Here is an 11,404-nt window from a genome sequence, read left to right on the forward strand (position 1 = left end):
CGAATTGCTGTGAATTGCTTTCGATAGATAGACGGGCCAGCCCCTCCAAAAGTTCAAACCCCGGGGCGGATTAATTCCTGGTCATGTTCGGGGCGTTCATGACGTGGCTGGTCGCTGCCGGCGGATGATATCTGTTGTTGGGGTGCATCGCCGCCACAGCGAGCAGGGCGAGAAGCACGAAACCGACTATCTTGCGCATCGTCCCGCTCGGTGTTTGGCGAGGAGCTCGCCGTTGATCTGGAGCGAGTGTGCCGAGGCTGTTTTTGCAGGAATGTGATCGGAATCACAAAGGGCGCCCAACTGAAGCGGCCTTATCTGTGTTGATGCTCAAGCCTATCACCAAGCCTAATAACGAAGCCTTGTAACGAAGCCTCGGCCGCTCGGAACCTTCTGACCCATCACGGATTTTCACCCCATCTACCTGAAAAAGCCGGCAGGGATGACCGAGGCGGCTAAATCGAGGGCGTGCGGCGGGAGAAGGCGCGCTAGTATCAGTGACCGTGTTGCGCGTCTGTGCCGTGCTTTGGCGGCAGACGTTTCGCTCCGGCAAGCGGGCTCAACAATAAACCCGCGAGGCTGTTCTGGTTGGCGACTTCGAGGGATGTTCCGATGCGCATTTTGGCTTTGGCGTTTCTGACGATTGGTCTGGTTACCGCAGCCGAACAAGCTCCGGCGCAGACCTATGACCCGGCGTTTCCAGTTTGTGCGCATGTCGTTCCGTTGGGCGGCGGTTCGTTTGAAGATTGCACCTACTATACGATGGCCCAATGCGCGGCATCGGCTTCCGGCCGCGCTGCACAGTGCCTCCTCAACCCGTTTTACGCTCATGCAGCAGCGCCGAGACAAAGCGAGCGGCGTTATCGCCGGGGCTACTGAGCCGGTCCAGCAGGCCCGTTGGCGGCCCTATTCATCGGCTGCCCGATTTTGAAAGGGCCCGGTCGACGGCCAGGACCACCTGCGTGATGGCCTCGCTGCGCGTTTTCGTTTCGCCGGTTTTGGTGGTGTGGTCGTCAAGCGTCACCGCCCATCGCCACGAATTGGGCTGGTCGCCTTCGAAAACCAGATAATTCTTGCCGCGGTATTCCATCGGAAAAAATTCGATACTTGTCTGCAATCAATGCCGGTCGCGCTAATCTCCCAACATACCACGGTTCTGCATCCGGCCGCACGATGAAATTCGTGCGCCGCAGCCGAACGGGTGGCCACGCTGGCAGGCGCGAAGCTTTCAAGGCGATCAGGCCAGCCCCTGCCCTCCCTGGCAATGATGACGGGCCTGACAAGGCCCAATGAAAAGGCCGCAATGAGACGCTGGTTCTATTTCTCCCGCAGCGCTCGCGGCAGCGCGTCGTGCAGATGGACGGTATCCAGCACGTTTCCTGCCTCGTCCGCGATCAGAATCCTCATCGGCATGCCGTCGGCAGCGAGGACGATCCACTCGGCAAGCAATTCGCGCGCCGCCAGCAGCGCTTCCCGGCGCGCGGCTTCGAGGTCGGGCAGTTCGGTGCCGTCAGGATCGGTGTCCAGCTCATCGATGTGAAAATAATATCGCGGCATGCCGGTTCTCAACCACCAAGGCGAACACGCTACTCAACCTGCACATTCGCAATAGGTTGCTCTGTCGGTCAGCGAACAATGGCTACAGAGTCTTGCAAGTTTTCCGTCCCGACGTTGCTTAGCGAGCAGACCAACGGCGAAGGGCAGTTAGCGTGCGGACATCATCGCCCGATTCCCCAGGTATATATCGGTGACAGAGCGACGCCACTGCGCTCCCGCCTTCCCCGGAGCACAACTATGGCGCGGCATTATTTCCACTTGGCGAATGGCGCCACAACCTGGACCCGACCGGCCTTGACCTTGCGGATTTGGGCGCGGTCCAGCAGGAAGCCGTTCGCGCCGTCCGAGAGTTGCTGAACCTCGGCAAAACCGACGGCCTCTGGTCCGGCGATCCCTGGAAGGTGTGGGTCACGGACGACCCCGACGGCACCGGGCGAACAATCCTCACCGTGGAACTCACGACCGGGTAACGTCGCGTCGCCACGCGCCGGGCAAAGCCGGCCGGGCCGCCCGTTGCCTGCTATGCCGGCAGCTTTCTGTTACGCTGCAGTAGGCGCGGTGCCCATTCACTTGCGCGATGCCAGCCCTGGCGACGACAGCCACCGGTTCATGCGTGAAGCTGTTTCAGCCTGTTGCGCCCGGCGCAAAAGCAACTCCCGAGCCATGCTGCCGGCAGGTTGCTCTTCAGCCGCTTCCTTGAATCGCAAGGCCTCTTCCGCCAGCCGCTCCTCAAAAGTGGCAGTGTGCTTGACCCGCCTCGTCCTCGTCTGAGCCATGGCATTCTACCTCACAAAAACTGCCAATGCCCGATTTTAGACCGCCGTCGCTCGGATCGTCTGCCCGGTTTCTGACATTTCAAACCCTCGCACCGCCCGGCCCGTTGCTGGCATTGGCTCGCCTGCGCGAGGCTTGCGACCTGTTGCGCTGGCATGGCATCGGGAAAATGGGACTGCGGTCGCTTCTCAGGGCGCTGGAGGCGGCCGAACGAGGCGTGCTCTTTGATCAGCTGTCGAAGATGCGCGCGTAGTGCGAATTGACGGCTGCATCGCACTCGCACGCGCGCTGCTGAATCTTGGCAATGTCGATGATGTGAACCCGGCCGCGCGAATAGGAGATCAATCCGGCGTCCTGTAATTTTCCCGCCACTGCCGTGACGCTGGTTCGGCGGACGCCGATCATTTGGGCGAGAAATTCCTGCGTCAACGACATGTCGTCGCCGACGAGTTGTTGCATCCTCAGGAGCCATTTGCAGGTGCGGGAATAGACGTCATGAACCGCGTTGCACGCACAGGTCTGTTGCACCTGCGCGAGGAAGAACTGTTCATAGTGCATCAGCATCTTCCGAAGTTTAGGATTCTGCTGGGTGAGATCGCGCAGCCGATCGGCATCGACAACCGAAGCGGACCCTGCAACCAGCATCACGACCTGGTTCAGGGAGATCTTGTGATCCATCGCGGGGCCTGCGCCATACTGACCGTCCCTGCCGATCATGCCGGTTTCGATCCGCCCTCCGTTGGACAATTCGACGACGCAGGAAATGATGCCGCCATGCGGGAAGTATACCCTCTGGACATGCGCATGGGTTTCCGCGATCGCAAAACCCTGACGCAGTTCTGCGATGGTGAGGTGCGGCTCGAGCTGCGCGAACGTGGCGCGATCGAGCCGGGACAGAAGTTGATTTTCGCGATGACCGCGCATGGCGCTCTCTCCGGAAAAGGCGGGAGCGCGACGAACTCTCAGTCACCGAAAGATGCCTAGGACGGCGCGGTGATAATGTCATCTAACCGACATTTACGGCCTTCGTCTGTCCTTTAGGCAACTTAACGGGCACGGGGATGAATTCGACGCTTAGGCCGAACAGGCCAGCGGTTCCGCTCTGGCCTGTTCGTGGATTGTGAGAGGGATACGGTGGAGGCGCGCGACCCTAGAGCAACGCAAGCGCGATACCAAAGCACGCGATCAGCGTCGCGGTGCTCAGTGACATCACGACGAGGGCCTCTTCCTTGTGCTTTTCCAAATCGTCCATCCGGATTTTACGCCGACGGAGCGGCTTTGTTCCGCTGCTCGTCGATCTCCCGGAGTTTCATTTCCGGAACTCTTGGGGCGCTGAGGCGGCCTAGCCGGACGATCTCGCCATGTGAGAAATGACGGCCTTCGCACTCCGGGAATAGTGCGAGCCATGGAAATGCTCGTCCACAAATTGGAGCACAAGGAGAGCAACGATCGTGGCCGCCAACACCCTCATCCGGATATCGTCGCGCCGGGGACTTAACGGCAAGTAAAGAGGCCGCCAACTGCGGCGGCATCACCACAGTGGAAACTTTGTTCACGGTCGGAGAACTACCCGCCGCCAACAAAGGCGGCCTCAACTTCATTCCACAAGCCCAAGATAGCGCTTTGCCATCGCCGCTTCGGTACGCAAGGCTGCGGCGCGATCTGCTCTTTCGATACGGATCATCTCATCGGCTGCGTGCTCACGTTCGCTTATTTCAGCAGCCAGGATCACCTGCAATTGCGCATGTCCGAGAGCGAGCCGATCAATTTCTGCCGTGGCCTCCTTGAACCGGTGCTGATCGGCAGCCTTCCGATCAGCGTCAAGCGGCGGCGCCTCGGCATTGTCGATTGCAGCAACCAGCGCCCGAATGAGCTTAACTTCATCGGTGCGCCCTTCTTTCATGGCGGCGCGCAGATCGTCACGCATTCTGGCTTTCAGGGCCTGCGCGTCCAGGGTCATTTCCGCATCTCCTTCCCGTGTTGGCCGGAAATGCCATACAGCGCGTGGGACGGATTAGCGACAGGCCAAACTTCGGTAACGAAAAATTAACTCTGCTCGCGCCACCTTTTCATCAGATGGAGGACACCCAAGAATGCAGGTTTTCAGAATGACGCTGAGTGACGGTGCGAGGAAATTCCACATCGCCATCCAGGCACCGGATGCCGCCGCCGCCGAGACCAAAGCCGCCGATTGTTTCGATACTTCGAAGTGGCAGATTCTGAATATCAGGCGCGCCGGCGTGGTGGCCGCCAGGCCGGAACCGCAATCCGTCGCGGCTTGATCCCTAGGGAGTGCGATCCACGCTGCGGCGCTGCCCGCCGCGTTCGCTCAACCGGCCGCCGCCTTGTCTTCCTCATCCATACCGCGCGCCATGGATGCGCAGATCGGTCCGCTTCCGCGGCACATCGCCTACGACGGCGGCGTGCCGGTATTGAGCAGATTGGAAATGGCGGTCACAAGCTGCGCCGCGGCAAAGGGTTTGGCGAGCAGGACACTGTTGGGAACGCCCTTGGATGCCCACTCCCCTTCGTGAGTGCCGGTCACATAGATGACGGGCATCGCCGGATCGGCCTCTCTGGCAGCGCGAGCGACTTGCCATCCGTTCAGTCTTCCGAGCAGATTGATGTCGGTCACGACCGCCCGGTATTGAGTTTCATCACCCTGGAGAAGCGCAATGGCTTCCTCGCCGGATGTTGTGATGGCTGATTTGAACCCGCCGTCTGCAAGCGCATCTTCGACCATGGCCTGAATGAGCTGGTCGTCCTCGACGACCAGTATCGTAACCGCCTGATCCACTTCAAACGCTCCCTGCTGCCGTGTTGCAGTCCTCCGGCAGGGCAAGTGACGCTGGAATGATTGGTTCCGAAATGATGTTCAAAAGTGCCCATTGGACGCCGGGGGCTGCGTTAGGCGCGCAGGATCGGCGTTGGCTTCTGCAAGACAGGCCGTGGCTTGATCGACGCAGGTTTTGGGCGTCACCGTGGGGCCTGCAGGCCCGGTGACGCCAGCCATTCCTGCATGTGCGAAGCTGTCTCCGCCTGTCGGGCCCGGCGAATGAGCTTGTCGCGCGCAACTCCTGGCGGGGTGCCTCGCGCTTCCTTGCGCAGGCGTTCTGCCTCTTCCGTCAAGCGTTGATCCAGCGGGGCGGTCTGTTTGAAACTGCGTCGCTGCATGGCGCTGCTCCATTCCTGAGGGAGGCGGGAGCGCAACCGGCGGTCCATCACCGATGGAAGCCACTGCCGGGCGGTGATGCCACGACAATACGCTGCCGGTACTGTTAGTTCTGTCCACTTGTGCACACAGCGCAAATCAGTGCGTAAGGCGGCGGCAGCGCAATCCACCGTCCGAAGACAAAAATGGCGATGACGCCTTCCGCCTTCTCCTTGAGGTACGGCGGACAAGTCGGCTGGCCCTGAATCCTTTTCTTGATGTGGCCACAAATTTCTTATCGTCTACCCTGCTGCTTCTGCGGGAGGCTTGGGAAAATAATGAAGGCTGGAGAACCGGCGCATTGCCCTACCTGTCAAAGCGACATGACCCTGGTTCGCACGCAGCCGGATCAACCCGGATTTGAGTTGCAAACCTTGCACTGCCCGAGCTGCGATATCACGCATCGCTGGATGGTCAGGAAGCAAGCATCGCCGCCAAGCGGGTCCAGACTTGCCGGGAAGCGACCCAAGCCCAAAATCCTCGCGCGTTTCTGGAAGAAAAAATAAAGCGCGTCGGGCGTGTTAGCGACAGCGTAATCCGCCGTCCGGGCTCGAAGCAACATGGCCCGGCGCTAGTTCTTCAGGACATCGTCGCTTGTCGCTGCGTCAACGGAGTCTACAGCGGCCATTGCCTCTTCCGCTTCTTCACTTTGAACCTGCCGGAAGAGAGTCGTAAAGCTCTCGGCGATCCGTCGCCAAGCAGCCCTGTCCGTCTCATTCGTGGCCCGTCGCGCTTGGTCGTGGGCCGCAAGCGCCCGCCGCCAATATTCGGCGCTGTTATCCATGTCAGTATCGCAATCGGGAAAAATACGTTTCGATCAATGTCACTAAACTGTCGCATCGGCGACCGCCGGTCAATCCGGCTCCCGGGCAATTCCGAGGTAGACCAGGAGCAGGCGTTCGGCGCTGGCTGAAGACCGTCAATCTGAATCAGGACAGTCTTTTTGCAGGGACTTGCGGGACGCTCGGCTTGCCCGGTTTTGGTTTGAGCGGTGGCAGATAGCGGCCGAGTTCGAACAGCGCCGCGAGAAGGTGGCAGATTGCTTCTACGACGACTTCGGCCATCTAACCCTCGCAGAGGGGAGTTCGGACGCCTCTGGATAGGTCGGAGGGCTGGGGAAGCAAGTTCAGTCACTTTTGGAGGCGTTCCTGATCACGGAATCAGGAAGCGCGACGTGACCCGCACGGAGCTGAGTCCGTCAGAAATGGAACTTGATCAAAAGAGCGGGCACGACGGGTGTATTGACAACGGGCGGCTTGGGTTCCTTGTGGGGCACCGTTTGACCCTTGGCGTTTTTGTCACCGCCGCTCACGAAGTCGAGTTCGGCATCGCTCAAGATCGAGGTCTGGCTGTGCATGGTCCCGCTCCGTGTTTTGGCGATATGTCGCCATTGATCTGGAGCGAGTATGACGTGGCGCTATCCCGCAGACTGTGACCGCTGTCACGCAGCTTCGCGATCTCGGACCAGCCGCTCTGAGTGAGCGGGCCGCTACGTTTCGCCAGCGCCCAAGGCGGATTAGCGGCTGCGTAATCCGCCGTTCGAAGCGAATACAAAAATGGTGGATTACGCCTTCAGCTTGATCCGCCGGACTAGCCGGTGCGATAGGCGTCCAACGCGTGCGCCACGAAAACGCCTATGCTGAGGAAGGCCAACAGGGCTGCTACGAGCTCGATCATCGCCGCCTCCCCTGGGTCATTGCCATGCCAACGATGGCAGCCGTGAGGAAATGGCGGTAAATCGAATTGAGGATGGCGACTAACATGACCGTTCCCCTTGTTTGAGCTTCCCCTTCATTGAGCGGGGGCACCCTACCGGCGCTCTGTTTCAGGACGACTTCGCGGCCCGGGAAAACGGTTTCGTCCCGCCCGACCTTTATGGCGGATTAGCGGCAGCGTAATCCGCCGTTCGAACCGAATACAAAATGGCAGATGACGCCTTCCGCCTTCGCTCTTTGAGCGACCGTGGACAGCTCGGCTCGATCCGCCCTGCGGACCGACACCTTGGTATGGCTCGCCCTCTCCTCGGGCCCAATCGACCGCAAACGCACCGCCACGTAGCGTCGTCGATGCCGTGTGAAGGCGGCGGCGGTCAGCAGGGACAAACATGAGCCAGGCGGCTGTCACAAACGACCAGGCTGCCTCGTCTTGAGGATCAGCGCGGTAAATTCTGTCGATGCCGCGGCCGCCAACCCAAGGAGTCCTTTCCATCATGTCGTCGCAACAACAACGCCTGAACTGCGCCCGGCAGGCCCCCGAGCTGTTGCTGCCTGAGTATTTTCGCGAAGATGCTTCCGGTTTCACGGACCAAACCACTCCGCACGGCGATCGCGCTTCGAAGCCGCGCGACGGGAGGGTGTGATGAACGTCGTTGTGTTTGGTGCAACGGGGTCGACAGGACGGCTCGTCGTTGAGTCCGCCTTGACGGCGGGTCACGTCGTCACGGCCTTTGTCCGTGATCCCAAGCGCATGCCCTTGACCCATCCGAAACTCAGAATCGTCAAGGGCGATGCAATGGATCCGGCCTCGGTGGCATCTGCGGTCCAGGGTACGGATGCAATCATCTGCACGTTGGGGGCGATACCTCAGGCGAAAGACGATCGGGGTCGACGCCAGCCCGGTGTCCCGGTTTGCTCAGTGGGAACCAGGAACATTCTGGCCGCCATGCCGCGAGGCCGGGGCCGGCTCATCGTTGAGAGTTCGGTGAGTGTCGGTGAGAGCTACCGCACCGGGAGTTTCGGCGCAGGCTTCCTGGTCAAGCTCGCACTCAAGAAGGTGATGGCCGACAAGGAGGAGCAGGAGGCCGCTGTTCGGAAGAGTGACTGCGATTGGACGATCGTTCGGCCGGCAACGCTGACATTCAAGCCGGCTCGCGGAAACCTGAAGGCCGGCACCGATCTGCGCTGGAACATCACCTCAACAGCCACCCGCGCAGATGTGGCCGAGTACATGGTCAAGATCCTCGATGATCGCGCGACCTACAAGAAGGCCATAACGCTGCGCAACTAGGTTTGGCGGCGAACGGTCGTAATGCCCATTTAGTGGAACATCTTCACGGCCGGAGAACTACGGGAGTTCGCGAACGTCGATCCGGTCGGTGAGATGCATCAAGCCGATTATTGCGGCCAAGGTCGCCACGCCAAGACGTTGCGATAACCGCGAGCAATGGTACCGGTTTCCGGATTTTTAAAACGGCCCCAACGAGGGGGCCGCCAACCCGAATGGTACGGGTTTTCCTCCAGCAGTCGGGGGGCACCTTTCTGGCTGGAAGCTTCAATCAGACGCTCTGACAAGTCAGAGGTTCCAACCGAATTAGCTAGAAGGGCGGATTAGCGACAGCGTCATGCGCCGTTCGGTCGTTGCTTCCATTCGACTACGAGCCGGAAAGACGACGGCAGGGGTCTCTAACCAAAAAGGCCGCCAACCGCAGCGGGCCTACGGCTGTTGTCGTTCAAATTCAAGCCTCCGCGCTGACGAAAATATCGAACAACTCGTAAGCCTGTTGCGGCGTCTTTCCTTCCTTGAATGCGTTTGGGAAATTGAAGATCGCATCCGCTAGAAGGAATTCATCCTGGACAGGAAACAGGGCGCGAAGTTCGGCGAGCCAGTTCGCGTATGAGGGAGGGTTGAACTTGCCCAAGGTGTAGTTATCACTGAATGCGTGCATTAGTTCGGAACCTTCAGGCCGGGAGATCGCAGCCAGTCGCTCAAGTGCGATCCGGTTTCGGCTTGTCGTGCCTTGCGGATCGTGGCCTCACGAACCGCGCCAGGTGGAAGCAATTTGGCTTGCTCGCGCAGGCAGTGTGCTTCTTCGGCAAGACATTGCTCGAGGATTTCAGGTGGTGTGTCGTGCTGTCTTTGCTGCATGGGGCTGCTCCGTTCCATAGAGGAAGGCGGGAGCGCAAACCGCGCGTCTCATCACCGATAGGGCCAACAGGGGCGGTGCGGTGACCGGGGCAATCTGCCATGCCCGGCAGCCGACATACTGGTCAATACAGCTCACATCGCGAAATCGTTAACAACTCAAATCAGGCCACTGTGGTTTTCAAACCAGACCACCAGGAGTCGAAACAGGCCAGCCAGGGCGGATTAGCGACAGCGTAATCCGCCGTCCGAACCAACGACAAAATGGCGGAATACTTTTTATGGTCTCATAGCATCACTTGGTCGGCGTCAATTCCAGCATCTTCTTTTCCGCAGCGTCGTACACCTTGACCTGAAGCATCGGAAACTCGGCTTTGAGATCCCTCGCCCTTTTCTGCGCCGCTTCCAGTGTTGGAAATACCGTCTTCATCCGGCCATCGACTTCCAGGCCAAAGCCCGCGGTCATCACAAGGTCAGCGCGTGTGATGTTGCGGGGTTGCGGCTCGTCCGGTATCGTCAGAGGCTTTTTCATGGCAACTCCTTGGGTTGCCCCTCCCATTGCCCCCTCCCTATCTAATCACTGCCCTGCTCGATAGAAGAGCAACGCTTTCGCCAGGTTTTCCTGGTCGTTCAATCTTCGACTTTTTCAGCGTGTCGGCCGGCTGTCAGATCTCGTCAAAGCTGTTTGGCCTTTTCCGCGGCCTCGCTGTCATCGGCGCAACCATCGGCTCGTATCCGATGAAATGCCCGTCCTCGCCTACGATGTAAGCGCGATACGCTGGCATCAACGGCGCGCTTGCAGGCCCGGCGACCCCAGCCACTCTTGGACCTGCAAGGCGGTCTCCAACTGGCGAACCTGACGAATGAGATTGTCGCGCTTGATCCCTGGCGGCGTGCCTTGGGCTACTTTACGGAGGCGTTCTGCTTCGTGAGATAGACGTTGATCGAGTGGCGCGGACTGTTTGAAACGGCGTCGCTGCATGGGCGCTGCTCCATTCCTTGAGGGAGGCGGGAGCGCAACTGGCGTTCTCATCACCGATAGAAGCCGATGGCCGGGCGGTGATCGGGATAATCTGGCATGTCCGCTGTCCGACATAGTGATCAATATTGCTCACCTCGCGAAATCGTTAGCAGCGCATAGGGTGGATTAGCGACAGCGTAATCCGCCGTCCGAACCAAAGACAAAATGGCGGCCCTACGCTTTGGTCAGAGCCTTCTGGCGGGGTGCCGCAGCCCTCTTGCTAGAGGCCGGTTCTGCAAGTTGCGCTTCGCGAGCAAGCCTGTCGCGCTCCACCACCCCGGGCAGAGCCATTCGAGCCTCTCTCCAGCGACGCTCGGCCTCCTTCAACAGGCCTTTGTCGAGCGGGTCGATTTGTTTGAAACGTCGCCCTTCGGTCATAGGCCTTTCCTTTAGAGGAACGGCTAGTGGCCGAAATAGGCCACTCGCAGATTCAAAATAGGCCACTCAGGCAACAGCGCCCCAAAGCCGAATGATGCTGAGTGGCGCTGTGCTAGCCCCGGAAAGTGCAATCCCCCGGTAGCTATCTGTCTGCAGGGACGGGCAAAGGTTCAAAGGATTGTTTTGGAACCGGCGCCGGGCCGGGGTGCTCGGTCAAGGCGGCAGTTCAAAGTCGCGGTCGACGGCACACCCGGTGGCCCGGGAATCATTTTCTGATTTGCAGAAATTTATCTTGACGACCACCCCGACTCACCGATTTATTGATCCCGTCTCATCCCTCTACGAGGGGCGTATCGCGATCGTCCGGACGCGGGGTGGGCTGCGGTGGACGCCGATGTTGCGCTTGACGCGCGCGACAAAGGCGTACGGTAAAGACGCGTGGTCCTGGCGCCCGTAACGGCGTCAAGTCTTTCGGGAGCCAACGCTTCCGAGGGGCGACGGTGGCAATAGAGGCCGTCTCGCCGGGGAGAGCGCGTTATAAGCCGTAAAGCCATTGCGCAGGGAATGTCGGATGCTCTCCGCTGCCCTGTATGCTCGTGTGCACC

At 59.7% G+C, this 11,404-nt stretch carries 16 protein-coding genes; 4 read left to right on the forward strand and 12 right to left on the reverse strand.

The features are described from left to right. Positions 1 to 70: 70 nt before the first annotated feature. Positions 71 to 199 (reverse strand): hypothetical protein, encoded by a 129-nt coding sequence (locus tag JQ629_RS37460; RefSeq protein ID WP_283815899.1) that lies wholly within the window; start codon positions 197 to 199, stop codon positions 71 to 73. Between the two features lie 410 nt (positions 200 to 609). Here JQ629_RS37460 and JQ629_RS06580 point away from each other — a divergent pair, with 410 nt between their 5' ends. After that, positions 610 to 876 (forward strand): DUF3551 domain-containing protein, encoded by a 267-nt coding sequence (locus JQ629_RS06580; RefSeq protein ID WP_212411984.1) that lies wholly within the window; start codon positions 610 to 612, stop codon positions 874 to 876. 31 nt (positions 877 to 907) lie between these two features. Here the strand turns inward: JQ629_RS06580 and JQ629_RS06585 are convergent, their stop codons facing one another. Continuing rightward, on the reverse strand, positions 908 to 1,087 hold the full coding sequence (locus tag JQ629_RS06585; RefSeq protein ID WP_212266008.1) for a hypothetical protein: 180 nt from the start codon (positions 1,085 to 1,087) through the stop codon (positions 908 to 910). A gap of 227 nt (positions 1,088 to 1,314) precedes the next feature. Then, entirely contained in the window at positions 1,315 to 1,554 is a 240-nt protein-coding gene (locus tag JQ629_RS06590; protein WP_212266007.1) for a DUF6894 family protein, read from the reverse strand. Positions 1,555 to 1,832: 278 nt separating this feature from the next. Here JQ629_RS06590 and JQ629_RS37855 point away from each other — a divergent pair, with 278 nt between their 5' ends. Continuing rightward, positions 1,833 to 2,024, forward strand: coding sequence for a DUF6894 family protein (locus JQ629_RS37855; RefSeq protein ID WP_502752488.1), 192 nt, complete (start codon positions 1,833 to 1,835; stop codon positions 2,022 to 2,024). A gap of 532 nt (positions 2,025 to 2,556) precedes the next feature. Here the strand turns inward: JQ629_RS37855 and JQ629_RS06595 are convergent. Then, positions 2,557 to 3,252, reverse strand: coding sequence for a Crp/Fnr family transcriptional regulator (locus JQ629_RS06595; protein WP_212411986.1), 696 nt, complete (start codon positions 3,250 to 3,252; stop codon positions 2,557 to 2,559). A gap of 673 nt (positions 3,253 to 3,925) precedes the next feature. Further along, on the reverse strand, positions 3,926 to 4,288 hold the full coding sequence (locus tag JQ629_RS06600; protein ID WP_212411987.1) for a GatB/YqeY domain-containing protein: 363 nt from the start codon (positions 4,286 to 4,288) through the stop codon (positions 3,926 to 3,928). A 133-nt stretch (positions 4,289 to 4,421) separates the two neighbouring features. Here JQ629_RS06600 and JQ629_RS06605 point away from each other — a divergent pair, with 133 nt between their 5' ends. Beyond that, complete coding sequence (locus JQ629_RS06605; protein WP_212002287.1) at positions 4,422 to 4,610, forward strand: hypothetical protein; 189 nt, start codon at positions 4,422 to 4,424, stop codon at positions 4,608 to 4,610. A 128-nt stretch (positions 4,611 to 4,738) separates the two neighbouring features. Here JQ629_RS06605 and JQ629_RS06610 read toward each other — a convergent pair whose 3' ends face one another. From JQ629_RS06610 to JQ629_RS06615, 3 genes are all read right to left on the reverse strand, one after another. After that, positions 4,739 to 5,125, reverse strand: coding sequence for a response regulator (locus JQ629_RS06610; protein ID WP_212411988.1), 387 nt, complete (start codon positions 5,123 to 5,125; stop codon positions 4,739 to 4,741). A 1,343-nt stretch (positions 5,126 to 6,468) separates the two neighbouring features. Next, positions 6,469 to 6,603 carry a hypothetical protein gene (locus JQ629_RS37465; protein WP_283813442.1) on the reverse strand — a complete coding sequence of 45 codons (135 nt, stop codon included), beginning with the start codon at positions 6,601 to 6,603 and terminating at the stop codon, positions 6,469 to 6,471. Between the two features lie 134 nt (positions 6,604 to 6,737). Further along, entirely contained in the window at positions 6,738 to 6,896 is a 159-nt protein-coding gene (locus JQ629_RS06615; protein WP_192739897.1) for a hypothetical protein, read from the reverse strand. A gap of 1,001 nt (positions 6,897 to 7,897) precedes the next feature. Between JQ629_RS06615 and JQ629_RS06620 the strand changes: the two genes are divergently transcribed. Beyond that, a complete protein-coding gene (locus tag JQ629_RS06620) occupies positions 7,898 to 8,545 on the forward strand; it encodes an NAD(P)-dependent oxidoreductase (RefSeq protein ID WP_212411989.1) in 648 nt (215 codons plus the stop codon). Positions 8,546 to 8,993: 448 nt separating this feature from the next. Here JQ629_RS06620 and JQ629_RS06625 read toward each other — a convergent pair whose 3' ends face one another. From JQ629_RS06625 to JQ629_RS06640, 4 genes are all read right to left on the reverse strand, one after another. Further along, positions 8,994 to 9,203, reverse strand: coding sequence for a hypothetical protein (locus JQ629_RS06625; RefSeq protein ID WP_212411990.1), 210 nt, complete (start codon positions 9,201 to 9,203; stop codon positions 8,994 to 8,996). After that, a complete protein-coding gene (locus tag JQ629_RS06630; RefSeq protein WP_212411991.1) occupies positions 9,203 to 9,403 on the reverse strand; it encodes a hypothetical protein in 201 nt (66 codons plus the stop codon). The genes JQ629_RS06625 and JQ629_RS06630 overlap by 1 nt, the downstream gene beginning before the upstream one ends. Before the next feature lie 292 nt (positions 9,404 to 9,695). Further along, the gene (locus tag JQ629_RS06635; protein ID WP_212265996.1) at positions 9,696 to 9,932 is read right to left on the reverse strand and encodes a hypothetical protein; all 237 of its coding nucleotides are present in this window, start codon (positions 9,930 to 9,932) and stop codon (positions 9,696 to 9,698) included. 663 nt (positions 9,933 to 10,595) lie between these two features. Further along, positions 10,596 to 10,799 (reverse strand): hypothetical protein, encoded by a 204-nt coding sequence (locus JQ629_RS06640; RefSeq protein WP_212411992.1) that lies wholly within the window; start codon positions 10,797 to 10,799, stop codon positions 10,596 to 10,598. Positions 10,800 to 11,404 lie beyond the last annotated feature (605 nt).

The organism is Bradyrhizobium sp. AUGA SZCCT0222 (genome assembly GCF_018130205.1).
In the GTDB taxonomy this organism is placed as follows: domain Bacteria; phylum Pseudomonadota; class Alphaproteobacteria; order Rhizobiales; family Xanthobacteraceae; genus Bradyrhizobium.

Bases quoted from the DNA above. Each gene is read 5' to 3' on its own strand.
- JQ629_RS37460 (WP_283815899.1), bottom strand. From the start codon at position 199: ATGCGCAAGATAGTCGGTTTCGTGCTTCTCGCCCTGCTCGCTGTGGCG.
- JQ629_RS06580 (WP_212411984.1), top strand. From the start codon at position 610: ATGCGCATTTTGGCTTTGGCGTTTCTGACGATTGGTCTGGTTACCGCA.
- JQ629_RS06585 (WP_212266008.1), bottom strand. From the start codon at position 1,087: ATGGAATACCGCGGCAAGAATTATCTGGTTTTCGAAGGCGACCAGCCC.
- JQ629_RS06590 (WP_212266007.1), bottom strand. From the start codon at position 1,554: ATGCCGCGATATTATTTTCACATCGATGAGCTGGACACCGATCCTGAC.
- JQ629_RS06595 (WP_212411986.1), bottom strand. From the start codon at position 3,252: ATGCGCGGTCATCGCGAAAATCAACTTCTGTCCCGGCTCGATCGCGCC.
- JQ629_RS06600 (WP_212411987.1), bottom strand. From the start codon at position 4,288: ATGACCCTGGACGCGCAGGCCCTGAAAGCCAGAATGCGTGACGATCTG.
- JQ629_RS06605 (WP_212002287.1), top strand. From the start codon at position 4,422: ATGCAGGTTTTCAGAATGACGCTGAGTGACGGTGCGAGGAAATTCCAC.
- JQ629_RS37465 (WP_283813442.1), bottom strand. From the start codon at position 6,603: ATGGCCGAAGTCGTCGTAGAAGCAATCTGCCACCTTCTCGCGGCGCTG.
- JQ629_RS06615 (WP_192739897.1), bottom strand. From the start codon at position 6,896: ATGCACAGCCAGACCTCGATCTTGAGCGATGCCGAACTCGACTTCGTG.
- JQ629_RS06620 (WP_212411989.1), top strand. From the start codon at position 7,898: ATGAACGTCGTTGTGTTTGGTGCAACGGGGTCGACAGGACGGCTCGTC.
- JQ629_RS06625 (WP_212411990.1), bottom strand. From the start codon at position 9,203: ATGCACGCATTCAGTGATAACTACACCTTGGGCAAGTTCAACCCTCCC.
- JQ629_RS06630 (WP_212411991.1), bottom strand. From the start codon at position 9,403: ATGCAGCAAAGACAGCACGACACACCACCTGAAATCCTCGAGCAATGT.
- JQ629_RS06635 (WP_212265996.1), bottom strand. From the start codon at position 9,932: ATGAAAAAGCCTCTGACGATACCGGACGAGCCGCAACCCCGCAACATC.
- JQ629_RS06640 (WP_212411992.1), bottom strand. From the start codon at position 10,799: ATGACCGAAGGGCGACGTTTCAAACAAATCGACCCGCTCGACAAAGGC.